The sequence below is a fragment of the Acinetobacter harbinensis genome (assembly GCF_000816495.1).
GTDB lineage: Bacteria > Pseudomonadota > Gammaproteobacteria > Pseudomonadales > Moraxellaceae > Acinetobacter > Acinetobacter harbinensis.
In genome coordinates, this window is the sequence record NZ_JXBK01000001.1 from 2,603,886 (window position 1) to 2,626,898 (window position 23,013).

A 23,013-nucleotide genomic window follows, 5' to 3' on the forward strand; every position below is an offset into this window, starting at 1 on the left:
TGATGCCCCATATTAAAGGTTTCTTTTAATTCTGGATTATTGTTCAGCATACGTTTATAGAAATAATCGGTCAGTGCAACGCCATTTTCGCGTAATACAGGTACGGTTGCTTTTACAATATCTTTTTGATGTTGGCTTAACATAATGCTTAGCTCACTACAGGGTAATTTCTAAAGATGTATTTATAATACACCTTTAAAAACCCATGTCAATTCATCCGTAGCATTTTAATTTTATTTTTTAAAACCTAAAAATTTAAGTCATAAACATTTGATATAACTAAATTTTTAATTATAAATCAATTGGAAATTCTAAAATATAGTCAAAAATAAGACCCCATCACACAAAATAGTGTCGAAAATAAAAATAAGGATTTTAGGGGGGATGAATCAGAATTTTTTCTTTTATATCCGCGAGGCTGTCGCTAAAGCACATCTGCATGATGCACACTGATGGCTAAGAAATTAGAATAGAAATAGATGAATCTCTATAAAAATAAGGCACTCAGCCTTAGATCAGTCGCGCTATAGCAAACGGCTGAATTATTTAAAAGGGATGAGCGTAATTTAAAGGTCAGGGTTTTAACTGTGATTTTTTGCGCGCTGAGGCTGCATAGAAAAAATGAAGTGTCATATTTAAAATAGGATCAAACTTATTTTTATGCTTGGTGTTGTTAATCTACCAGATTAAAGACCAGCCTGCCTGCTGAAGTAAATCCTGAGTTTATTTTAAAGAAGACACCGCTAGAGCAGTAAAGATGATCGCCTTAAAAGACAAAGGCCATAGTTACAAATGCACTATGACCTTTATCGATGGACTAGTTTTTAAAGCCGCTTGGCACGTTTTTTAAAGCACACCAAGGCTGTGCTAAGCTTTAACCCGCCACACCCTGTTGTTCAATCTCGACAGCTGCTTGCCAACTTGGCAAGGCACTTAAACCATCGACATAGCGTTTAATATTCGGGTAATGCTCTGCTTGTTGCATGTTATACAGCAAACCATTGAGTACAAAACCCAGCATAAAGTCTGCACCGGTTAAACGATCTGCCACTAAAAAGTCTTTATCGAGCAAATGAGTCTCGACAAAGCCAAAGACTTTATCAAACTCAGCTTGTGTATATTGCTCTAAAAAAGCCAACTGAGTGCCCTGTTGTAGCTCAATAGCATTAAACACTTTCAATAAATACGGCACCATGGCGGAGCTTTCAGAGAAGTGAATCCACTGTAAATAATCAACATAGGCCGGATCATCCATTGTTGGTGCTAAAGACGGCGCCAGTTTTTGAATTAACAGCTCCACAATCGCACCAGACTCCGCGATGACTTTGCCATCCCACTCCAACACCGGCGATTTACCCAGCGGATGAATATTTTTTAAGCTGGCAGGTGCCAAATGGGTCTGGGCATCGCGGTAATAACGCTCTAGCTGATAAGGCTGTTGAATGTGTTCTAATAACCACAGAATTCGAAAAGAACGCGATTGATCTAGATGATGTAAGGTCAGCATAATATTTTCCTGATTTTAAAGTTTAATCACTAATTTGCCGAAATTCTGCCCTTTAAGCATACCGACAAAGGCATCGACTGTGTGCTCTAAACCGTCAACCACATGTTCTTTATATTGAACCTTGCCCTCTTGCAACCAAACTGACATTTGTTGATGAAACGCTGGATAATGATCAGCATAATCCTCAAAAATAATAAAGCCTTGCATACGAATACGTTTTCGAAGCAATGTGCCGACAAAGCCTGGTAAGCGATCTGGGCCTTGTGCTTGTTCAGTGACATTATATTGTGAAACTACGCCACAAACTGGAATACGTGCAGCAGCATTTAACAGCGGCAACACCGCATCAAATACTTTACCACCGACATTTTCGTAATAAATATCAATGCCATTTGGCACAGCTTGTTTAAGTTGTTCGGCAAAATCTTCAGCATAATGATCTAAGCAAACATCAAAACCGAGTTGTTCAACCGCATGACGACATTTTTCTGCGCCACCGGCAATCCCCACGGTACGACAGCCTTTAATTTTGGCAATTTGTCCGACAGTTGCACCGACTGGACCAGTTGCTGCTGCCACCACCAAAGTTTCACCGGCTTTCGGTTGACCGATATCCAATAAGCCCATATAGGCGGTGAAACCCGGCATACCTAAAATGCCCAATGCCCACGAGGGATGTTCAGGATGCATGCCTAAACTTTGACATTGACTGCCATCGACAATCGCGTGGCTCTGCCAACCATTGCCCGACAAGACCCACTCACCTTTTTGAAATTTATGATGTTTTGAATCCAGCACTTGACTAACTGTGCCGCCGACCATGACTTCACCAATTTCAACCGGTGCCGCATAAGATGGCGCATCACTCATGCGACCACGCATATATGGATCCAGTGACAAATAAACCGTTTTGAGTAACAGTTGCCCTTCTTCTAGTGCAGGCAAGTCCACACTTTGTATAGAAAAATTGGCTTGGGTCGGCTCACCGACGGGACGTGAGGCTAAAACAATACCTTGGCTTTTGATTGCAGTCATTATTAAAACTCCTGAGTATAGGCAATTCAGTTTTATCTGAATCACATTGATTCAGATAAAACTGCTTTACATGCATTGTAGATAAGTTATACTAAAAATCAAGACGACTGGTCTACTTTTTTAATTAAAGGCTATATTTTATGCAAACACAAGTCAGCAAAAAATCGCAACTGAAACGTTTGCATATTCTAAAGACCGGCGCCGATCTGGTTTTACATAAAGGCTTTAGTGCCGTTGGATTACAAGAAATTCTAAGCACATGTCAGATTCCTAAAGGTTCTTTTTATCATTATTTTCAATCGAAAGAGCAGTTTGGCTGTGCGTTACTGGAAGATTATATTGCTGCTTACCACACGCGTTTAGATCAAATTTGGAACAGTAATGCATTAGCAAAACAACAACTTATCCGCTATTTTAAGTTGTGGATTGATGATCCTAACATGCAGTGTGGTTGGGCAGACAGTTGTCTAATTGTTAAGCTTGCTGCAGAAGTGTCCGACCTGTCTGAAGACATGCGCTGCATTATGGCGCAAGGCGTAGCACAGCTTATGCAGCGCATCAGCGCACTGATTGAACTGGGCAAACAGGATCATTCCATCAATATAGAGATGGACGCTGCGAGCCTGAGCCAAATCATTTATCCGATGTGGTTAGGCGCGGCCTTACTGAGTAAGTTACAAAAAGATAAAGCGCCACTTACGCAAGCCTTGTACGCCACCGAATTTATGTTAACCCCCACAAAACCTCAATCTAGGAAATTACAATGAAAATATTACTGGTCTTAACCTCACATGATCAACTGGGCGACACCGGACAAAAAACCGGTTTTTGGTTAGAAGAATTTACCTCACCGTATTATGTGTTTAAAGATGCCGGTGCAGAAGTGGTGTTAGCATCGCCTAAAGGTGGTCAACCGCCGCTCGACCCGAAAAGCAATGAAGCCGATTCGCAAACAGATTCGACTCGTCGTTTTGCTAAAGATGATGCAGCACAGCAGCAACTTGCACATACGCTTCCTCTTGAGCAAATCAATGCTGCCGATTTTGATGGCGTGTTTTATTCAGGCGGACATGGCCCACTCTGGGATTTAACTAACGATGAAAAATCAATTCAGTTGATTGAAGCTTTTGATCGTGCCGATAAAGCCATGGCGTTTGTCTGTCATGCACCGGCAGTCTTAAAAAATGTAACAACAGCCAATGGTGATGCTTTGGTGAAAGGCAAAAAAGTCACCGGTTTTTCCAACAGTGAAGAAGCAGGCGTTCAGCTGACTGATGTGGTGCCGTTCTTAATTGAGGATGAGTTTAAAGCTCAAGGCGGATTATATGAAAAAGGTATAGACTGGCAGTCACATGTGGTGATCGACGGTCAATTGATTACCGGACAAAATCCGGCCAGCTCAGAAGCGGCTGCTGAACAATTATTGAAAAAATTACAGGCTTAAGTTTGAATTAAAAAATCTATTCAAGCCTGATTTTGCTGTATTTGCCTGTCATCAGAGGCTAAATGGATCAGCAAAAACTCAAGAGATAAAAAAACCGACCCTTGAAAGGGTCGGTTTTTTTATGCTTTTAATAAGATGACGACTTAGTGGCCGTTCCCATTAATCGCTTTGGTCATCTCTTCCACTACTTTCTTGGCATCACCAAAAATCATCATGGTTTTGTCGTTATAGAACAAGTCATTGTCTAGACCGGCATAACCTGTGGCCATTGAACGCTTGATCACCATAATCGTGCGCGCTCGATGGGCTTCCAAAATAGGCATTCCGTAAATTGGCGAGGTTGGATCATCTTTGGCCGCAGGGTTAACCACGTCATTGGCACCAATCACCAGTACTACATCGGTTGCAGGGAAGTCAGAGTTAATCTCATCCATCTCTAAGATGTCTTCATAGGCCACATCGGCTTCAGCCAGCAACACGTTCATGTGACCCGGCATACGCCCTGCCACAGGGTGAATGGCAAAACGCACCTTCACGCCTTGTTCTTTTAGGATATGCGCCAACTCTTTCACCGCATTTTGTGCACGGCCTTGCGCCATTCCATAACCCGGCACAATCACCACGCTATCAGCATTTGACATTAAGAAACCGGCATCATCGGCAGAACCTGAACGATGGTTACGCTGAACTTTATCGCCTGCTGCGAGCACGGGTGCAGCGCCGCCCATCGCACCACCAAACAACACGTTGATGATCGAACGGTTCATGGCTTTACACATGATGTAAGATAAAATCGCACCGGATGAACCGACCAGTGAACCGGCCACAATCAGCATGTTATTTTCTAAAGTAAAACCAATGCCTGCCGCAGCCCAACCTGAGAATGAGTTAAGGAGTGACACCACCACTGGCATATCACCGCCACCGACTGGCGCAATCCACACCCAACCGAAAGCCAAAGCTAAAGCGGTCATCGCCCAAAATGCGGGCATATTGCCGGTGGTGAAGAACATAAAGCCACAGACCAACATTGCAATAAAGATCAATGCTTGTACTGGCTTAACCCAACCACCTGAAATAGTTTTCGCCCATTTTTTCGCCGCCAACTTACCATACGCAAAGACTGAAGCGGTAAAGGTAATCGCACCGACAAAACAACCCACGAACAATTCAAATAAATGAACTTTGCTCATGTGTGCATGTTCAACACCCGCTGCGTTTAAAGCACCTTCGTGATCAACAAATAAAGCCGTCATTTGGTTGTTATGTAAAATGGCCGCAATGGCAATTAACACCGCAGCCAAACCGACCAAAGAATGCATTAAGGCCACGGTTTCTGGCATTTGCGTCATCGGTACGGTACGTGCACGGGCAATCCCGACCACAGCACCCAACACCATTGCCCCAACAATCATCCATACCACAGGATGATTGGCCACAAAAAAGGTGGTGATGACCGCAATGGCCATCGCAATCATGCCGTAACGATTGCCTTGAATGGCTGTTTTCGGCCCAGATAAACCACGTAGCGTTAAGATAAAAAGAACGGCACCGACCAAGTAGAACCAATCCGCATAGTCTCGAATAAATTCCATTTATGAACCCTCTTTTTTCTTTTGCTTCGGCTTAAACATCTCAAGCATGCGTGCAGTCACCGCGAAGCCACCAAAAATATTAATACTGGCCAAGAATACGGCAATTGCGCCCAATACACTCACCACATTTACGCTTTGAAAAGCCACGTTAGCATCGACGCCAATGACCGGCATACCCACAGTTTGGATCATCGCACCGACCACAATAATGGACGATAAGGCATTGGTCACCGCCATTAACGGCGTGTGTAAAGCAGGGGTAACGCCCCAAACCACGTAGTAACCTACGAAGATGGCAAGGACGAAAATTGTAATCGTTTCAACCATGATTGCTCTCCTTAACCACGCTTTAGCAGCAATTCACCGCCATGAGTGACGAGTAATGCTTTCTGAATTTCTTCTTCTGGATTTAAAACAAAGTTCTGATCAGCATCAAACAGTGTTTCAAGGAAATTAAATACATTACGTGCATATAGCGCCGAAGCTTCGGTTGCCACCGTGGCTGGAATATTTGGGATTCCTAAAATGGTTACGCCATTATCAGTCACCACATTTTCGCCACATTTTGAGCCTTCCACGTTACCGCCAGACTCCACCGCCATATCCAAAATAATGGAACCCGGTTTCATTTTCGCGACGGTTGCAGCACCAATTAAGCGCGGTGCATCACGGCCCGGTAACAATGCAGTGGTAATCACGATATCGGCATTGGAAACCGCTTTATCGACAATGGCCGCTTGATCTTGAATATATTGTTCACCCGGCATCCAGCCATAGCCATTTTTGGCAGCATCGGCAGCTTTTTGCTTTTCTTCATCCGACATCGGCACGTCTAACCACTTACCACCCAGTGATTCAACTTGATCACGTGCAGTAGGACGTAAGTCCGTGGCTTCAACAATGGCACCTAAACGCTTGGCGGTGGCAATCGCTTGTAAGCCTGCAACACCAACCCCCATAATCACCACACGCGCTGGTTTAACCGTGCCTGCTGCGGTCATCAGCATCGGGAACATGCGTTGATATTCTGTTGCCGCCAATAGCACTGATTTATAACCGGCCAAGTTGGCTTGAGAGGACAACACATCCATATTCTGCGCACGAGACAACGTCCGTGGCAAAAGCTCTAAAGCAAATGCAGACACCTGCGCAGCGGCAAATTGATCCAGTTCAGTATTGCGATACGGATCAAACATGGCAATCACGGCCGTATTGGCACTCAGTTTCTGAATTTCGCTACCTTGCGGGGCACGAACTTTCAGAATAATTTGACTGCCGCTATAGGCATCATCCGTAATTTTAGCGCCGACCTGTTCATAAGCACTGTCAATATAAGCGGCTTTAACCCCTGCTCTACGTTCAATGACCACTGTATGACCAGCACTGATCAACTTTTTTACTGTTTCTGGCGTTGCTGCCACACGGTTTTCACCGACAACAGTTTCGGTTGGGATTCCGATCTGCATGAGCCTTCCTCAAGCTAATTTTTCTTAAGTAAACATCGCGTTTTGCAATGTTTCCCCTTAGGTGTGTTTTTGTTCAATTTTTGGATTCTAATTGAACTAATTTAAATTACCACCCAATATTTATTTAATAAATACCCCCATACTGAACTGATGATTCACAAATAATATTCAGAAATTTTATATTTATGCTTTTTATATCAGCGAATATTTTATAAATAGGGTCAATCGGTCTATTTATTCAGCACACACGACGCAGTTAACGCATTACCCCATACGCAATAAAAGCATACAAAAATGCAGAGTTGATAATTCTGACCATTTGACCGTCTAGTTAAATCCAATGCTTAGTTTCGTAGCGCGCTATTTAACGCCTATACAGCAGCTTTAGTCTGAGACTTTATTTCAATTGGCTGAACTGACACTCTTGCAAAGACAGACTGAAGCAGAATCGAATACTTTTAAAACAGATTGATACCGTCAACTCGCTGTAACGTTTAGGGCGATAGAACTTAGGTGGTTGATGACTTAACCCCGTCATTGTGGCTGCCGCTATTGCCCGTTTAATCACAAGAAACACCGATAAAAAAATAATTATTTTTCAATTGCCATTTCGCTTGATGATGATTTAATCAAAATAGTCTTAAGCTGGTGCTTTATCGCCCCATTTCAGGGCAAAAACCCAACAATCCTGTGTTTTGTGCCAATCACAGTGCTTAAAAAATTATTTTGAAGTAGATTTTGTATTTTTTATTCAGTTTAAGCTGCAGATTTACTTTGTCTTGCATCAGTCGTTTTAATGTTTATCAGCATTGCACTAGATAAAATGCCTAACCGATTGTCAGCATTCTGTTTACAAACAGAAAGTGATACAGCGCTATTTATAGATTTCCCTGTTCGGCTAAAAACTTTATAATTCATCTTTCTCTGTGTCATTCGATCAAGCTCAGCATCTCTCTCCCCATCCATCATGCATGGCATTTTCAGCCAGATTGCTTGAAACACACCATTTTCTCATGCTGATTTTTTGCTTGATGCCTCGGTTTTTATGACCCACTTTCAGCGATTGCTGCTTGTATACAGACTATTTAGTAAAGGACGTTTATGAAGACATCTCTCGACATTAGCCAAGATAAATCTTTGCTTTGGCTGATGGCCATTGCCTGTGGTTTATGTGCGGGGGCAAATTATTACTGTCAGCCGTTGGTACATTCCATCCAACAATATTTTAATGTCTCTGAATCACAAGTGGCACTCACCGTGACGTTCGCGCAGCTATCTTATGCTTTGGGCTTGCTGTTTATTGTGCCAGTTGGCGATATTGTCAATAAAACTAAATTTATTCCCCTGTTGATGTTTCTAGCTGCCATTGGTTTATTAATTTGTGCATTTGCCATTAATTTACCTATGCTGTGGATTGGAACAATCATGACCGGTCTATTTTCAGTGGCCGCACAAGTGTTGATTCCTTTGGCCACCATGGCGGTGAAGCCAGAAAAAACCGGTGAAGTGGTCGGCTTTATCATGAGTGGTTTATTGGTCGGATTACTACTGTCCACCAGTTTGGCCGGCATTTTGTCCAATCTATTTAATTGGAAAGTTATTTACGCGGTCAGTGCGGTATTGATGGTGATTTTAGCCATTCTACTGAAACGAAAATTACCCGACGTACCCACGTTAAATATGCGCTATGGCAAGATTTTTAAATCTATGGCGCTGTTACTGAAACAAGAACCGCGTTTAGGCTTACGCGCTTTAATTGGCGGTTTTGCCTTTGCCGCCATGAGTATTTTGTTTTCCACCATTGCCGTGTTACTGACCTCAGCACCGTTTAATTTATCTGATATTTTAATCGGCTTGGTCACCTTAATTGCCGTGTTTAGCGCACTGGCCACGGCTAAAATCGGTAAGATTGCCGATCAAGGTCATACCGTGCTCTTAACATGGCTTGGACTGGCGATTTTGCTCTTAAGCTGGATATTTTTATATTTCGGTGGGCAAATACTCATCAGTTATATCATCGGTTATGGCCTAATCAGTTTGGGTTTAACCATTGTGCATACCAGCAATCAAAGTATTATTTTTCGTTTACATCCCGACGCGAAATCACGCATTAACTCAATTTATATGACCATCTATTTTATCGGTGGTGCAGGCGGTTCTGCGCTGGGGGTGTACTCTTGGCATCATGGCGGTTGGAGCATGACCTGTATTGCTGGATTATCTTTGGTGTTGGGTTCAGCTTTATCTGCCGCAGCAGATCATTATTATGGTCACAAGAAAATACTCAGCGCTTAAACAAAGGCTGCATAGTGCGTGCTGTTTGAATCAGCACGCTAGAGACTTATTTTGAGCTGTCACTAACACACCTGTATGATCGGATAAAAGGGTTGCCCTACATCAAGCACAGGGGCATTTTCCAGCAGAACGTATAAGCAGCTGGATAAAAATGCCGCCAAAATCTGACAGGCTTCCTGCATTGTTTGACGGCTCATTGAACTGTTATAAGTTGCACCGCCGTGCGTCAATTGATTGGCCAAGGTATGCAAACGATTAAACAGCAGCGTCAATACAGCAATCGATATCTGTTCCTGTAAAGCATGCTGGACTTGCTGTTTGGCCTGAACAAAATTGGCTTGCCATGTGCTTTGGCTGATTTTTTGATTTTTATAATCCCAAAATGCTTGATAGGCATAAGGATTATCGAGCAATCGTGCAATCAGAGGGCTCAATTTTCCCCAAATCGTACTGTCAATTCTATCCTCTTGATCTTGTTGATGGATCGAATTTAAGAACTGTTGTAAAGCTTGTGTATCCTGTGCCACGTTCATGTCTTGTACATAAAGCGCGTTCAGTGCAATCCATAGACTGATAAATTGCAAATCTAAATCATGCTCTAATTCAAGCGATTTTTTAAACCAACTTAAACTGCGTTGCACACGTAAATTAAAACGCTCTGAATGCTGTAATTTTTTACTTTTAAAAATTTCTTCTAGAAGCAGCATATTCAATGCCCATGTTTATTATTGTGGTGTCTCAACATACTGATTTTTTCATCATTTACAATATAGCCGCTCGAGCTGATGAGTCATTTAATTTTAATGATGCGCTGGGCTGAACGATATTTTATTTTTTGTATGCCCTGCTTGGTTGTTGCATGTAGCATAAAGCACGTATAATTCGCGCTCTGGTTTTTTCTCATTTTCAGGTCGACATGATGACTGTTCTTCAATCTTTACCGCCGCGTATTTCAGTCGCCCCGATGATGGATTGGACCACACGCGACTACCGTTTTTTTGCGCGTCTTTTTAACCCGAATATTATTTTATACACTGAAATGGTCACCACTGGCGCGATTTTATTTGGTGATGCCGCACGTCATTTGGCCTACAACCCCGAAGAACAGCCGATTGTGTTGCAATTGGGCGGCTCCAATCCGCAAGATTTAGCGCGCTGTAGCAAAATGGCCGAAGATTGGGGCTATAACGAAGTTAATCTAAATGTCGGCTGTCCCAGCGACCGCGTGCAAAATAATAAAATTGGCGCCTGTTTAATGGCAGAACCGGACTTGGTGGCAGAGTGTATTGCGGCCATGCGTCATGCGGTGGACATTCCTGTCACGGTCAAACATCGTATTGGTATTGATGACATGCAGTCTTATGAACAGATGCTTCATTTTGTCGACACCGTGGCCAAAACCGGCTGTAATAACTTTATCGTCCATGCACGTATTGCCTTGCTGCAAGGTTTATCACCCAAAGAAAATCGCGATGTTCCGCCGTTACGTTATGACGATGTTTATCGCTTAAAACAAGATCGTCCTGATCTTATCATTGAGATTAATGGTGGCATTAAAACCTTGGCTGAAACGCAACAACATTTAAAACAACTCGATGGCGTGATGATTGGTCGTGAGGCTTATCACAACCCGTACTTATTGGCTGAACTTGCTCAACTGTGGAATTTAGAGGCGCCGGATCGCTTTGATATTATGGCGCAAATGATGCCGTATATAGCAAAGCGTCTGCAAGAAGGTGCGCCACTGTCAATTATTACTCGGCACATTTTAGGGCTCTTTCAAAACTTACCCGGCGCGCGCAAATGGCGACAAGCTTTAAGTGGCGGCAATGCCAAGAGCTTGCAGGATGTAGAGGTGGCTTTGCTGAATATTCAAGCAGCCATGCAACGCACAGAAGACTATTTACTCGATAAACAAACACCGTAAAAATACAGCTATCTACAATGCTAAAAAAGCGCCAGTTCAGGCGCTTTTTTAGCATTTATTTTTAAGCTTTACGGGATGGCATTGGCTGCTGATTGCGTGCTTCAGAAATGGCCTGTACCAGTTGCTCAGCAATCTGTTGTTTCGAGGCTTTGTCTAAATCACGTTTTGGCATGTCATAGCTTTCTGCAAAAAATACTGTCATGGCATTTTCATCAGAAGCAAAGCCAATATCGGCACGCGAGACATCATTACAGGCAATCATATCGAGTTTTTTAGCCACCAATTTACCCGCAGCATAAGCTTCGACATTTTGGGTTTCAGCGGCAAAACCGACCATAAAGGGACGTTTGAGTTGTTGTGCAATGGTGGCCACAATATCGGGATTTTTAATCAGTGCCACGTTAAGCTCATCACCGGCTTTTTTAATTTTATGCTCAGCCACTTCGGCAACGCGGTAATCTGCCACGGCGGCAGTCGCAATAAAAATATCACAGCCATCATCCAACATTTGCATACTGACTTTCAGCATCTCTTGTGCAGAAGATACATTGATACGGCGCACGCCATTGGGCGTATCTAAACTGACCGGCCCTGCAATTAGCGTTACTTCAGCACCAGCGGCATAACAGGCTGCGGCCAAAGAAAAGCCCATTTTACCGGTACTGTGATTAGAAATATAACGCACTGGATCAATCGCTTCACGCGTTGGACCGGCGGTAATCACCACATGCTGATGCGCCAACAGACCAAATTTTTCCGCAGTGGCACGCTGTGCTTGATGAAAATACTGCGTCACTTGCTGGGCTAAATCTTCCGGTTCTGGCATCCGTCCTAAACCGACATCGCCGCAGGCTTGTGAACCGGCATCCGGCATAATCACGTGTACACCATCATCGACCAAAGTATTTAGATTACGCTGCGTGGCTTTGGCTGCCCACATCTGCTGATTCATGGCCGGTGCCACCCAAACGGGACATTTACTCGCCAAATACAACGTACTTAATAAGTCATCGGCTAGGCCGGCTGCAAATTTTGCCAAGGTATCGCAACTTGCCGGTGCCACCAGCAGCAAATCCGCCCAACGTGCCAACTCAATATGCCCCATGCCGGCTTCCGCCTCAGGATTCAGCAATTCAGTATGCACCGGATTCCCCGACAACGCCTGAAAGGTTAACGGGGTAATAAAGGCTTGCGCTCCTGCCGTCATCACCACGCGCACATCAAAGCCTGCGTCTTTTAAACGTCGCACGACAATGGCACTTTTATAGGCTGCAATGCCGCCGGTAACCGCTAAAATAATATTTTTATTTGGAATCACACTTAAATTGAAGCTCACAAACAGCTACTCTTGTGTTGCAGTGGCGCTCACAATATCATTAAATAAACCCATACCCAAGTGAGCTGTTGGCTCTCATTCACGCCATTAAAATAAAAAAGTCTAAAAAAAATGAATTTATCGATTAAACATTGGCCTATTCAAGAACGGCCACGCGAACGACTGATCCTACAAGGTGCACCCAGCTTATCCGATGCCGAACTGTTGGCCATCTTTTTACGTTCTGGTTCAAAGCAACATTCAGCAGTTGAATTGTCACGTTTATTGTTACAGCATTTCGGCGGCTTGAATCCTATTTTTGATGCCAGCTTCACCGATTTAAACCAATTTCATGGCATGGGCGAAAGTAAATATGCACAGCTAATGGCGGTCAAAGAGTTGGGACGGCGTTATCTTGCTCAGCATTTAACCCAACAAAAAATAGAACTGAGCAATTCCAAAGCATTGGTGGATTTTTTAACATTTGAACTGTTGGGTGAACAGCAAGAAGTCTTTGCCGTACTGTGCTTAGATGCGCATTTAAGAAAAATTAGCTTTAAAAAACTATTTTATGGCTCAATAAATTCATGTGAGATTTCTATTAATCAATTGTTGCGGCATAGTCTTAATCAACAGGCCAGTAGTCTAGTGATCGCCCACAATCATCCTTTAGGGAAAGCACAGCCGTCAAACGCGGATATCACCTTGACGCAGCGCATTGCCACGGCGTGTCAGTTACTGGAAATTCGCTTAATTGACCATTGTATTATCTCAGCTGAGGGCACCTACTCCTTTGCTGAACATGGCCTGATTGAGGCTCAAAAAATCATGTAACACCGGTTGACAAGCACCGGATGAACGCAGAAGATTAGGCAAAATTTTAATGATACTCATAACATGATTGTGCGTGACCAACCAAGTATATTTAAACTGCTCTTTTCTTGGCGTGGCACGATTCTTCCCAAGGTTTTACCGCCCTTAGGTGTGGTAATGCTGATTTCTGCGGTGATTGGCGGATTGTCCTATGTCGGTAATTTTCATTTCCCTGAACTGCCGATTGTGGGCTTTACTTTAATTGGTGTGGTGCTGTCTATTTTTTTGGGCTTTAAAAATACTGCCTGTTATGACCGCTGGTGGGAAGCGCGCAAATTGTGGGGTATGTTGATTGCCAATGCGCGGCATTTTGATCGGGACTGCCGTATGCTGAGTCAAGGCCGGCGTGAACGGGTGATTCAACATGTGATTGTCTTTGCCAATGTGCTGCGAGACCGTTTACGCCATCAAACCGCCAATCCACTGGAATTGGTAAAAACCAGTGGCATGAGCCAACAGGCTTTAACTCAGTTGTATCAACAGGCCAATGCACCGCAATACACTTTAAGTTTAATGCAATGGGAACTGATGCAAGCGCTTAAAGAAGGTGAAATTTCCGATATTATTTACACCCAAATGAATCAACATGTCGCTGAACTGAGTTTGGTCCAAACTGGTTGTGACCGTATTGCCACCACCCCGTTGCCGTTTGCTTATTCAGTTTTACTCAATCGTACCGTATATTTTTTCTGTTTTATGTTGCCGTTTAGCTTAGGCGCAACCTTGGGTTTGGTTACCCCCCTGATCGTGGGTATTTTGGCCTATACCTTTTTGGGATTAGATGCTCTAAGCTCAGAAATTGAAGAACCGTTTGGCACGCAAAGCAATGATTTACCGCTCGATGCGATGGTCCGTACCATTGAAATTGAATTGTTGGGCACCTTGGGCAAACCGACGCCACCACCGATTCAAGCACAAGACAACAATCTTCTATAAAAATCTTGTATAAAAAATCGCTCGCTTTGTTTATAAAGTTAGCTCTGGAAAAGAGATTATTTAAAACTCTCCCAAATCCCGACCTGCCCTTCTTTTAGCCGTGGAATATTGCCCAAACGAATCCACGGCATATGATCACCATGAAAGTCACTGCCCACCGATACTTTTAAGCCATGTTCAGCAATCATACGATCGACCATTTGACGGCTCGAAGCAGGCTCCATCGCTGGAGGAAGCTCTACCGCATCACCGCCGAATTGTGCAAAAATTTCAATTAAATAGCGAATATTGGTGGCGGATAAATCATATTTGGTCGGATGTGCTAACACCGCATAGCCGCCACTGGCATGAATCACTTCAATGGTTTCTGCTAAAGCTAAGCCATCAAATTTAACATAGGCTTTCTTGCCCTCTTTAATGTATTTATCAAAGGCTTGTTGCGCACGACTGACGATCTTTTTTTCAACCAAGGTTTTGGCAATATGGGTTCGGGTAATACGATCAGCAATGCCATCGACCTTGGCAATAACCTCTGCGTAAATATCCTGACCAATTAACGGCGTCAGCAAATCACAAATTTGTTTGGCACGAATGGCACGAATGTGTTTTTGTTGCTCCAGTAAAATCAACATCGGTTCTGGATTTTGCATATTTAACGCCACAATATGCACGCCATAACTTTTTTGTGTGGCCGGACGCGCCCACTGACTGGAAATTTCCACCCCAGAAATAATACGCAAGTCTGTCCCTTGTGCACTCTGCTGCGCCAAGCTTAAGCCATCCATGGTGTCGTGGTCGGTCAGCGCCAAGGTATGAATGCCTTTTTCAATAGCAGCATGCACCAGTTGTTCTGGAGACAAAGTTCCATCAGAAATATTACTGTGTGTATGTAAATCTACGCCGTGCATCACTTATACTATGTCATTTATTTGATCAGATTTAGATACTCTAACATGAAAGCACTTTTAGACTTTGTGCCACTCATTATTTTCTTTTATTTATATAAGACCGTCGACCCAAAAGATACCGAGCATCCGCTGCTGCGATTAATTGGTTCTGCAGGCGGTATAGATAATAATAATATTTTGGTTGCAACCTCCGGCCTAATTATGTCTATGCTGGTGGTATATGGCGCTTTGTTTGTCATACAGAAATTTCGTTTGGAAAAACAACAGTGGATTGTGTTGTTTATGACGGTCATTTTTGGTGGCATCACCTTAATTCTAAGCGATGATTTTTATATTCGTTTAAAAGCCGTTTTATTAAATCTGGTTTTTGCGGGTGCATTTCTGCTTTCTCCTTATTTCACCAAAGATAAAAAGCCGCTGATTCAGCGTTTATTTGGCCCCATTTTTAATTTAACCGCGCAAGGCTGGAAAAATTTAAACTTTGCTTGGGCTGCGATGTTTATCGTGATGTCTTGCTTACATATTTTCTTTGCATTCTTATTTGCCAACGGAAAATATTGGGGTGAATTCACCGCATTTGGTGACATGTTGGTCATGTTTTCCTTTATCATTATTCAGTTTATTGTGTTGCGCAAACACTTTAAGTCCTCTGAAGAATAATTTAGCTCAATCGATCGAGAAAACAATATGCCTTTATTTGTTGTCAGCTGTACCGATCACGACGGCACAGTAGAAAAACGTCTGGCTACTCGTCCAGAACATCTTGCGCGTTTGCAACAATTAAATGATCAAGGTCGTTTAATTGTGGCCGGTGCGATGCCCAAAGACCCCACTAATCCACAAGCCGGTTTTTATGGCAGTACCATAATTGTCGACTTTGCAACCCGCGAAGCTTTGGATCTCTGGCTCCAAGATGAACCCTTCTTACGCGAAGGTGTCTATGCCCATATTGATGTGAAACCGTTTAATAAAGCGTTTCCTCAAGGATAAAATGATGCGTGTTGTTTTAAGCTTATTGAGTTTATCTGTCCTGTGTTCTGCTGCGTCAGCAGTAGAAAGCCCTCCTGCCGTGGCACCCACCATTGCTGCCACCATCCAAGCACAAAAACCACAGACCTTGCCTGCCAATCGTCCTGAAACCTTGCCTGCAACCGGTCACATCAATGCCAATGGCTTACCGCAAGACTCCAAGCCATTAACCGCAGAACAATTGGCCAAAAATAAAGTTCTACAAGATGCCAAAGTTAAAGCCTTGGTGAATGATCAAGCCACGCGTTTACAACAGCTGGAAAAAGCCAATTTAGAGGCCTTATCGCAAAACCAAGAACTGCAATTGAAAAATGACAGTTTGGGTGTACAGGTGCAAGTGCTACAAAGTGAACGTAGCGCACAAATGTTTATATACGGCGCGGCCACCATTGCACTGGGCGTATTGCTGGGTTTCTTAATTGCCAGTTATGTGTATACCAAACGTCGTCGGCAGTGGTAATCCTCTGTTTATATTTTAGTTTTTAAAGGTATTCTCTTGTCTGATGCAATTCAAACGGCTGATTTAGAATGGCAATCTGTTGATGGCATTGATGTTCCCATCTCAAAACAATTTGGTGACGTTTATTTTTCTAAAGACAATGGTTTGCTTGAATCACGGCATGTCTTTTTAAATGGCAATGATTTGGCCACACGTTTAGCCGACTTGACAGATTTTGACTATTTTTGTGTGGCAGAAACGGGCTTTGGTAGCGCTTTAAATAGTTTGGCCCTGTGGCAAATGTGGCAGCAACAACGCCCTGACAATCACAGTCATTTGCATCTGATCAGTATCGAAAAATTCCCGCTGAGTAAAATCGATTTAATCCGTGCGCTTCAGGCTTGGCCTGAATTGCAGCCATTGGCCACTCAACTCATTGAGCAATATCCGCTGCCAATTGCAGGTTGTCATCGGCTGAATTTTCCCAATGCGCGTTTTTCAATTGATTTGTGGTTGGGCGATGCCAATGAGATTTTACCGCAGATTGTTAAAACCAAAGCCGTCGATGCATGGTTTTTAGATGGTTTTGCGCCATCGACCAATCCTGAAATGTGGCAGACCCATATTTTAGATCAGATCGTGCGCCTGTCCGATTATGGCACCACTTTCGCCTCGTTTAGTGTGGCCGGTGTATTAAAGCGTGGCCTCACTCAGCATGGAATTTCTATTTCCCGTCCACGGGGATTTAAACATAAACGCCAAATGCTTAAAGCCATTTGGTTAGCCCCCGAAACACCGCAACACCGCGCCAATGCATTACAAAACAGCAATACTCAGGCGGTGCAGCATTCCAGCTTACAACACACAGCAAAGCAGCGCCAGATTGCCATCATTGGCGCAGGGATTGCCGGTTTAACCTGTGCCCATGCCTTTGCCAGTCGTGGCCATCAAGTGACCCTTTACGATCAAACAGCGCCACTGGCGGGTGCATCTGGTAATCCATTGGCGCTACTCAATCCACGTTTGGGCGCAATTGAACACAGCAGTAAGCATTTGGTGACCTTGGCATGGCAATATGCGCTGCCGCACTATCAAAGATTTAAAGCATTTCAAGCCATTGAAGTGAATCAACTGCTCTTAAAACCACAGGATAATTTACATGAACTGGCGGCGCACTATCCCACCGGTGTATTTGCACAGCAGCCAGCCCATTCTACAGAGCTCAACACGTCTTATCCAAGTGTCAAATTCTTACCAGCCGGCACAGTGTCACCCAGTCAATTGTGCGCAGAAATATTACAACAGCCCAATATTCACTTTCAACGCGCACAGGTTATTCAACTAAAGCCGGTTAAGCATCAACAGAAAATTCAGGTCATTGACCACCAACAGCAATGCTTGGCAGAGTTTGATCATGTGATTGTCTGCGCCGCCATGCAAAGTAAACTATTTTCAGCGCAACTGCCCAAATTACAGCCGAATCGCGGACAGGTCAGTTGGTTTAAGCATGCTGAGCAGCCCTTGGCTATAAACCAAGCCTATAGTTATGGCGGCTATTGTATGCCCTTAGATGCAGATCATTTATTGGTCGGTGCTTCTTTTCATCCGGATTGCGAAGATGACAGCGTTTTAGCCGCAGATCATCAACATAACTATGATCAGCTCAATCATGTATTTCCAGATTATGCACAAAGCTTAGCGCCGATTGAAACATGGCAAGGACGGGCATCGGTACGCACACAAAGTCCTGATTACTTTCCGTTGTTGGGCAAAATTCACATCGACGCTGAAATTTACACCTTAACCGCATTGGGCTCAAAAGGTTTTTTATTTGCGCCACTGTGTAGTGAGGTCTTGGTTGCACAGATTTTAAAGCAGGCCTGCCCGCTGAGCGCTTATTGGCTGGATAAACTCAGTCCACAGCGTTTTATCAAAAAGGTCAAACCGAAAAAGCCCTATTATCAAAAATCGGATGCAAACACTTAAGCATCCGCAAAAAAAATCCCTTTAAAAAGGGAGATCTTCTATTTAAGCCATAAAAAAGCGCCTTACGGCGCTTCTTTTGATTAAGCACCCTGTTTTAAAGGCAATCCTGCATCACGTGCGGCACGCGTGCCACCCATCAATACAACATACTCACGGGAAGCATCAAAGCCTTCTAGCTTTTCAGCAGCACGTGGTGCTTTACTACCGCCACCACATAAAATGTAAATGGGCTGATCCGATTGCACTTGAGTTAAGCTATTTGCACTTAAGTCATCTAAGGGCTGATTTACCGCGCCTTTCACATGACTGTCAGCAAATGCTTTGCTGTCACGAACATCCCAGATTACTGCATTTTCTGGGAACTCAAATGTTGTAATTTCTTGCTTACGGATCATTGTGCACTCCTTTGATGTAAACAACACTTGGCAAATGAAGAAAACACCCCTAGCATCTCAGATATTCTTTCCCTTTGCAAAGGTCTAAACCATGCCTTCTTTCGATATTGTATCTGAATTAGAAATTTTTGAAGTAAATCATGCAGTTCAAAACACGCAAAAAGAAATTGCGACACGTTTTGACTTTCGTGGCCAAGATGTTTCTATTGAATTAAGTGAAAAAAACAAAGAAATCAAAATTAGTGCCGAAAGTGATTTCCAGTGCGAGCAAGTGTATAGCATGCTGGAAAATCATTTTTTTAAACGTAAGGTGGATATTCAAGCACTTGATGCACAAAAAATGACGGCCTCAGGTAAAAATATCCTGCAAACTATCAAGCTTAAAGATGGGCTTGACTCAGATACAGCAAAAAAAATTAATAAAGCCATTAAAGACAGCGGCATTAAAGTGCAATCATCTATCCAAGGTGACAAAATTCGTGTCACCGATAAAAAGCGCGATACATTACAACAAGTAATGAACTTTTTAAAAGAACAGCAATTTGGTGTGCCTTTACAGTTTAATAACTTTAAAGATTAAGCCTATCAGCCACTTAAAATCCGAGGATATTCATGACATCGAGCAATCGTTTATCAAAACTGGTCAAAGCCACCGCTAAATTACCGCAAGGTATCCGTCGTGCGGTGTGGAGCAAAGCGTTTGGTCGTGTCGTGCCGATGGTCGGTTCTGCACATCTGCGCTATCTTGAAGTAAGCCACAGCAAAGTAGTGGTCAAAATTGAAAATCACCGCGCGATGCAAAATCATATCGGTCAACTACATGCTTGTGCAATGGCCTTGATTGCAGAAACTGCGACGGGTTTTGTGACCGGCATGAATGTCCCTGACAGCTGTATTGTTTTAATTAAAAGCTTTAAAGTTGATTTTAAACGTCCAACCCAAGGTGCCATGATTGCTGTTGCAACCTTAACGGATGAACAACAAGCATTAATGCGCAGCACTGAAAAAGGTGAAACCTTGGTAACCGTACAGGTGACCGATGAATCCGGTGCAGAACCGATTCAATGTGACATGCTGTGGGCGTGGATTGCCAAATCACAATTAAAAAAGCAAGTTCAATAAAACGCTATGCAATCGTTTTAGATGCAAGAAATCTAGCTTAAAGATGATTTCTTTAAAGCCTAAAAAGCCCAATTCAGATTGGGCTTTTTAGTGTCTTTTACACCGCGGGCTGAGATGCTAAATATTTTTGTTTGATTTCATCCGCAATAAAGCGCTTACCGCCTTTGACATCCACTGCCACAAAAGTAAACACGCCTTCAGTTACACGAATCGGTTCACGTGAGCTGTCATGGCTGTCCCAGACCTCAATACGCATCTGAATAGAGGTATTGCCGACTTTTAAAATCTTGGTGTAACAACTGATTACATCACCGACTTTTACCGGCACCAAAAAAGTCATTTGATTGATTGAAATAGTGGCACAGCGTCCTTTACTAAAACGCTCTGCATGGATTGCCCCGGCCAAATCCATTTGTGAAACAATCCAGCCCCCAAAGACATCACCACTCCAGTTGGTATCTGCAGGCATGGCGATGGTTTGAAGGGACAATGTTCCTTCCGGTTCTATATGAGTATCTGACACATTAACTCCCAGGGTTGGCTTTTAATTGCTGATCTAGCCACTGCTGTAGCTCGGTAGATCGTAATGCACCACTTATTCTAGCAATTTCATGGGTTTTATTCATTAAAACCAGTGTCGGAATACTGCGCACGTTAAAGGCACTGCTGAGTCGAGGGGATTTTTCAGTGTCGATTTTTGCAAAAATTACCTGAGCATTCTGCGCTGCAACTTGAGCGAAATGTGGTGCCATCATTTTGCACGGACCACACCATTCTGCCCATAAATCAATAAGTACCGGTAAATCGCTATGCGCAATAAATTGACTGAAATTTTCTTCATTTAATTCAATTGGTACTAAGGGTAATAGTAACTGATGACATTGACCACAGCTGGGCTGGGCTTGTAGTTTTTCTTCAGGTACACGGTTTTTTGCACCGCATGACGGACAGACAAGAATCATTTAACGTACTCCAATATGTTGATGTAAAAATTCTAATTGCGTTGCAATGGCTTGTTCAAAGTATGGCGGATGATAGATATCAAAATGCTGCATCTCCCATTCATGATATTGCACAAAAGGCGCGATATTGGTGGCGGTCTCACGGCTTGACTCAATGGGAATTAAGCTGTCGTTTTGCGCGGCAATAAACAGTACCGGCACGGTAATTTTACGTACCTGCTGAATAGGACGATAACGAATTAATTCAAAAAAGGCACGTGCCGGAATAGCGCCACTCCAAAAATAATCGGTATGCACAATGGATAAATAGCCGCGATAACTGTCTGGCGTGGGCATAAAACACAGCTCTTTTTCAGCAACCACAGGCAACGTTTTAGCCGGCATGGCCACTTTCGCGCCCATATAATCTTGACTGGAGATTTTTAAGGCTTTGGAGAGTTGGAGTAAAGGATATAATTTTTTACTTTCTGCCCCATCGACAAAAGGGACTTGCGCAATGACCGCTTGCATGCTGTTTAGCTCTGCCGCCAAGCTCAGCACATGACCACCACTTAAACACGTTCCCCAAAGCACCATACGCCGTGAATCAATTGATTTGCGCTTAGCCACATGCGCAATCATGGTCCGCCAATCCTCCAGTTGTGCCTGAATAGACACCAACTCTCGAGGATGACCGGTGCTGCCACCCCAATAGCGATAATCAAACAACACCACGGCATAACCGGCTTCGGCAAAGCGTTTGGCATACTGCACCAATTTAAACTGACGTAAGGCGGCCAAACCATGCGCCATAATGATCACAGCAGGCTGATGCGTGGTTTGAGGTCGATAAAAATCTGCGGCAAGCACTTCTTTTGCACTATTCACATACAGTGGTTCAACTGTGTAGGAATACATATGCGCTCCATTGCGTTACTTTATGCTTGTAATTGTTTATAAAAGTTTCAACCGATTAAGCCGTAGTTTCAGCTTAATGTTATGATCAAGCATACATCTATTTAGCAAACCATGGAGTGACGAAATGAACGAGAATGTCGGCTTTGCAGGTCAAATCATCCCAGAACAAGTGGCACAAGTGGCAGAAAAAGGCTTTAAATCGATTATCAATAATCGTCCAGATATGGAAGGTGGTGCTGAACAACCGACCAGTGCACAAATTGAAGATGCAGCACGCGCTGCCGGAATCGATTATGTTTTTCAACCAGTGGTTGCCGGACAGATTACTGAAATTGATGTGCGTACATTTGCCAATCACTTTAATGAGCTGCCAAAACCAGTGTTAATGTTTTGTCGTACTGGCAACCGTTCCAACAACTTATATGAGTTGGCCAAACAAATGGATTTGTTAGATGACTAAAAGCGCTTTAAAAACGCTTTTATGCAGTGTCGGTTTGCTGATTACTCCTTGGCTCTTTGCACAAACTGAATCGTTAAGTAAAGCACTGAATACGCAAGTGAGTGTAAGCGGACAAATGACCACGGCTAAGTTTCGAGATCTGTTGCAGGATGGTTTTAAATCCGTCATTGTCAATCGTCCTGATCAAGAAACTGGAAATTTGGTTTCGGTAAATCAACTGCGCAACATTGCGGAACAATCGCATGTTGGCGTGATTTATCAACCCATTAACGCCGGAAAAGTATTTCAAACAGATGTGGTTGAGTTTGCCAAATATTATCATGAGCTACCCAAACCTATTCTGATGATCTGCCGCAGTGGTTCACGTTCAAGTGTGTTATTTAATCAGGCAAAATCTCAAGGTTTACTCAATGAATAAAATG

Annotated in this window: 27 protein-coding genes and 1 pseudogene; 14 read left to right on the forward strand and 14 right to left on the reverse strand. The window is 43.3% G+C overall.

Annotation, left to right across the window (positions count from 1 at the left end; translation table 11 throughout):
- The 3 genes and pseudogenes from SE27_RS14530 to SE27_RS12070 form a co-directional block, all read right to left on the reverse strand.
- A pseudogene (locus SE27_RS14530) lies at positions 1-143 on the reverse strand (nitric oxide dioxygenase); the annotation flags it as partial.
- A gap of 731 nt (positions 144-874) precedes the next feature.
- On the reverse strand, positions 875-1,507 hold the full coding sequence (locus SE27_RS12065; protein ID WP_039623660.1) for a glutathione S-transferase family protein: 633 nt from the start codon (positions 1,505-1,507) through the stop codon (positions 875-877).
- 15 nt (positions 1,508-1,522) lie between these two features.
- The gene (locus SE27_RS12070; RefSeq protein WP_039623661.1) at positions 1,523-2,542 is read right to left on the reverse strand and encodes an NADP-dependent oxidoreductase; all 1,020 of its coding nucleotides are present in this window, start codon (positions 2,540-2,542) and stop codon (positions 1,523-1,525) included.
- 140 nt (positions 2,543-2,682) lie between these two features.
- Between SE27_RS12070 and SE27_RS12075 the strand changes: the two genes are divergently transcribed.
- Together SE27_RS12075 and SE27_RS12080 are read left to right on the forward strand one after the other, a co-directional pair.
- Entirely contained in the window at positions 2,683-3,309 is a 627-nt protein-coding gene (locus SE27_RS12075; protein ID WP_039623662.1) for a TetR/AcrR family transcriptional regulator, read from the forward strand.
- Positions 3,306-3,986: a type 1 glutamine amidotransferase domain-containing protein gene (locus SE27_RS12080; RefSeq protein ID WP_039623663.1), complete on the forward strand. Its 681-nt coding sequence runs from the start codon at positions 3,306-3,308 to the stop codon at positions 3,984-3,986. The genes SE27_RS12075 and SE27_RS12080 overlap by 4 nt, the downstream gene beginning before the upstream one ends.
- A 143-nt stretch (positions 3,987-4,129) precedes the next feature.
- Here the strand turns inward: SE27_RS12080 and SE27_RS12085 are convergent, their stop codons facing one another.
- From SE27_RS12085 to SE27_RS12100, 4 genes are all read right to left on the reverse strand, one after another.
- Positions 4,130-5,581 carry an NAD(P)(+) transhydrogenase (Re/Si-specific) subunit beta gene (locus SE27_RS12085; RefSeq protein ID WP_039623664.1) on the reverse strand — a complete coding sequence of 484 codons (1,452 nt, stop codon included), beginning with the start codon at positions 5,579-5,581 and terminating at the stop codon, positions 4,130-4,132.
- Entirely contained in the window at positions 5,582-5,908 is a 327-nt protein-coding gene (locus SE27_RS12090) for a proton-translocating transhydrogenase family protein (RefSeq protein ID WP_039623665.1), read from the reverse strand.
- Between the two features lie 11 nt (positions 5,909-5,919).
- Positions 5,920-7,047, reverse strand: coding sequence for a Re/Si-specific NAD(P)(+) transhydrogenase subunit alpha (locus tag SE27_RS12095; RefSeq protein WP_039623666.1), 1,128 nt, complete (start codon positions 7,045-7,047; stop codon positions 5,920-5,922).
- 756 nt (positions 7,048-7,803) lie between these two features.
- Positions 7,804-8,049, reverse strand: coding sequence for a hypothetical protein (locus SE27_RS12100; RefSeq protein WP_039623667.1), 246 nt, complete (start codon positions 8,047-8,049; stop codon positions 7,804-7,806).
- 99 nt (positions 8,050-8,148) lie between these two features.
- On the opposite strand from SE27_RS12100, the gene SE27_RS12105 reads away from it, so the two are divergent.
- Positions 8,149-9,342, forward strand: coding sequence for an MFS transporter (locus SE27_RS12105; protein WP_039623668.1), 1,194 nt, complete (start codon positions 8,149-8,151; stop codon positions 9,340-9,342).
- Between the two features lie 62 nt (positions 9,343-9,404).
- Here the strand turns inward: SE27_RS12105 and SE27_RS12110 are convergent, their stop codons facing one another.
- Entirely contained in the window at positions 9,405-10,049 is a 645-nt protein-coding gene (locus tag SE27_RS12110) for a HEPN domain-containing protein (protein ID WP_039623669.1), read from the reverse strand.
- 212 nt (positions 10,050-10,261) lie between these two features.
- Here SE27_RS12110 and dusA point away from each other — a divergent pair, with 212 nt between their 5' ends.
- Entirely contained in the window at positions 10,262-11,269 is a 1,008-nt protein-coding gene (dusA, locus tag SE27_RS12115) for a tRNA dihydrouridine(20/20a) synthase DusA (RefSeq protein ID WP_039623670.1), read from the forward strand.
- A gap of 61 nt (positions 11,270-11,330) precedes the next feature.
- Here the strand turns inward: dusA and coaBC are convergent, their stop codons facing one another.
- Positions 11,331-12,605 (reverse strand): bifunctional phosphopantothenoylcysteine decarboxylase/phosphopantothenate--cysteine ligase CoaBC, encoded by a 1,275-nt coding sequence (coaBC, locus tag SE27_RS12120; RefSeq protein WP_039623671.1) that lies wholly within the window; start codon positions 12,603-12,605, stop codon positions 11,331-11,333.
- 111 nt (positions 12,606-12,716) lie between these two features.
- On the opposite strand from coaBC, the gene radC reads away from it, so the two are divergent.
- Both radC and SE27_RS12130 read left to right on the forward strand, forming a co-directional pair.
- Positions 12,717-13,418: a RadC family protein gene (gene radC / locus SE27_RS12125; RefSeq protein WP_039623672.1), complete on the forward strand. Its 702-nt coding sequence runs from the start codon at positions 12,717-12,719 to the stop codon at positions 13,416-13,418.
- A 63-nt stretch (positions 13,419-13,481) separates the two neighbouring features.
- Positions 13,482-14,393: a bestrophin family protein gene (locus SE27_RS12130; protein ID WP_039623674.1), complete on the forward strand. Its 912-nt coding sequence runs from the start codon at positions 13,482-13,484 to the stop codon at positions 14,391-14,393.
- Between the two features lie 56 nt (positions 14,394-14,449).
- On the opposite strand, the gene SE27_RS12135 is transcribed toward SE27_RS12130, so the two are convergent.
- The gene (locus tag SE27_RS12135; protein WP_039623675.1) at positions 14,450-15,301 is read right to left on the reverse strand and encodes a PHP domain-containing protein; all 852 of its coding nucleotides are present in this window, start codon (positions 15,299-15,301) and stop codon (positions 14,450-14,452) included.
- Positions 15,302-15,346: 45 nt separating this feature from the next.
- Here SE27_RS12135 and SE27_RS12140 point away from each other — a divergent pair, with 45 nt between their 5' ends.
- The 4 genes from SE27_RS12140 to mnmC are packed head-to-tail and all read left to right on the forward strand — an operon-like array spanning position 15,347 to position 18,755.
- Entirely contained in the window at positions 15,347-15,961 is a 615-nt protein-coding gene (locus tag SE27_RS12140; RefSeq protein WP_039623677.1) for a septation protein IspZ, read from the forward strand.
- Positions 15,962-15,988: 27 nt separating this feature from the next.
- Complete coding sequence (locus SE27_RS12145) at positions 15,989-16,291, forward strand: YciI family protein (protein WP_039623679.1); 303 nt, start codon at positions 15,989-15,991, stop codon at positions 16,289-16,291.
- A 4-nt stretch (positions 16,292-16,295) separates the two neighbouring features.
- Positions 16,296-16,790: a hypothetical protein gene (locus tag SE27_RS12150; RefSeq protein WP_171160698.1), complete on the forward strand. Its 495-nt coding sequence runs from the start codon at positions 16,296-16,298 to the stop codon at positions 16,788-16,790.
- A 36-nt stretch (positions 16,791-16,826) separates the two neighbouring features.
- Positions 16,827-18,755: an FAD-dependent 5-carboxymethylaminomethyl-2-thiouridine(34) oxidoreductase MnmC gene (mnmC, locus tag SE27_RS12155; protein WP_039623681.1), complete on the forward strand. Its 1,929-nt coding sequence runs from the start codon at positions 16,827-16,829 to the stop codon at positions 18,753-18,755.
- An 80-nt stretch (positions 18,756-18,835) separates the two neighbouring features.
- Here mnmC and SE27_RS12160 read toward each other — a convergent pair whose 3' ends face one another.
- The gene (locus SE27_RS12160; RefSeq protein ID WP_039623683.1) at positions 18,836-19,150 is read right to left on the reverse strand and encodes a rhodanese-like domain-containing protein; all 315 of its coding nucleotides are present in this window, start codon (positions 19,148-19,150) and stop codon (positions 18,836-18,838) included.
- A gap of 91 nt (positions 19,151-19,241) precedes the next feature.
- Between SE27_RS12160 and SE27_RS12165 the strand changes: the two genes are divergently transcribed.
- Together SE27_RS12165 and SE27_RS12170 are read left to right on the forward strand one after the other, a co-directional pair.
- The gene (locus SE27_RS12165; RefSeq protein WP_039623686.1) at positions 19,242-19,730 is read left to right on the forward strand and encodes a YajQ family cyclic di-GMP-binding protein; all 489 of its coding nucleotides are present in this window, start codon (positions 19,242-19,244) and stop codon (positions 19,728-19,730) included.
- Between the two features lie 32 nt (positions 19,731-19,762).
- Positions 19,763-20,272, forward strand: a complete 510-nt coding sequence (locus tag SE27_RS12170; RefSeq protein WP_039623688.1) for a DUF4442 domain-containing protein — start codon at positions 19,763-19,765, stop codon at positions 20,270-20,272.
- A 97-nt stretch (positions 20,273-20,369) separates the two neighbouring features.
- Here SE27_RS12170 and SE27_RS12175 read toward each other — a convergent pair whose 3' ends face one another.
- From SE27_RS12175 to SE27_RS12185, 3 genes are read right to left on the reverse strand one after another with little or no spacing between them, the layout of a single operon-like run.
- Positions 20,370-20,741 carry an acyl-CoA thioesterase gene (locus SE27_RS12175; RefSeq protein ID WP_390882014.1) on the reverse strand — a complete coding sequence of 124 codons (372 nt, stop codon included), beginning with the start codon at positions 20,739-20,741 and terminating at the stop codon, positions 20,370-20,372.
- Between the two features lie 55 nt (positions 20,742-20,796).
- The gene (gene trxC, locus SE27_RS12180; protein WP_039623691.1) at positions 20,797-21,234 is read right to left on the reverse strand and encodes a thioredoxin TrxC; all 438 of its coding nucleotides are present in this window, start codon (positions 21,232-21,234) and stop codon (positions 20,797-20,799) included.
- Positions 21,235-22,131 (reverse strand): alpha/beta hydrolase, encoded by an 897-nt coding sequence (locus tag SE27_RS12185; protein ID WP_039623692.1) that lies wholly within the window; start codon positions 22,129-22,131, stop codon positions 21,235-21,237.
- Positions 22,132-22,255: 124 nt separating this feature from the next.
- Here SE27_RS12185 and SE27_RS12190 point away from each other — a divergent pair, with 124 nt between their 5' ends.
- Together SE27_RS12190 and SE27_RS12195 are read left to right on the forward strand one after the other, a co-directional pair.
- On the forward strand, positions 22,256-22,591 hold the full coding sequence (locus SE27_RS12190) for a TIGR01244 family sulfur transferase (RefSeq protein WP_039623693.1): 336 nt from the start codon (positions 22,256-22,258) through the stop codon (positions 22,589-22,591).
- Positions 22,584-23,009: a beta-lactamase hydrolase domain-containing protein gene (locus SE27_RS12195; RefSeq protein WP_039623694.1), complete on the forward strand. Its 426-nt coding sequence runs from the start codon at positions 22,584-22,586 to the stop codon at positions 23,007-23,009. Before SE27_RS12190 ends, SE27_RS12195 begins: the two co-directional genes overlap by 8 nt.
- Positions 23,010-23,013: the final 4 nt, after the last annotated feature.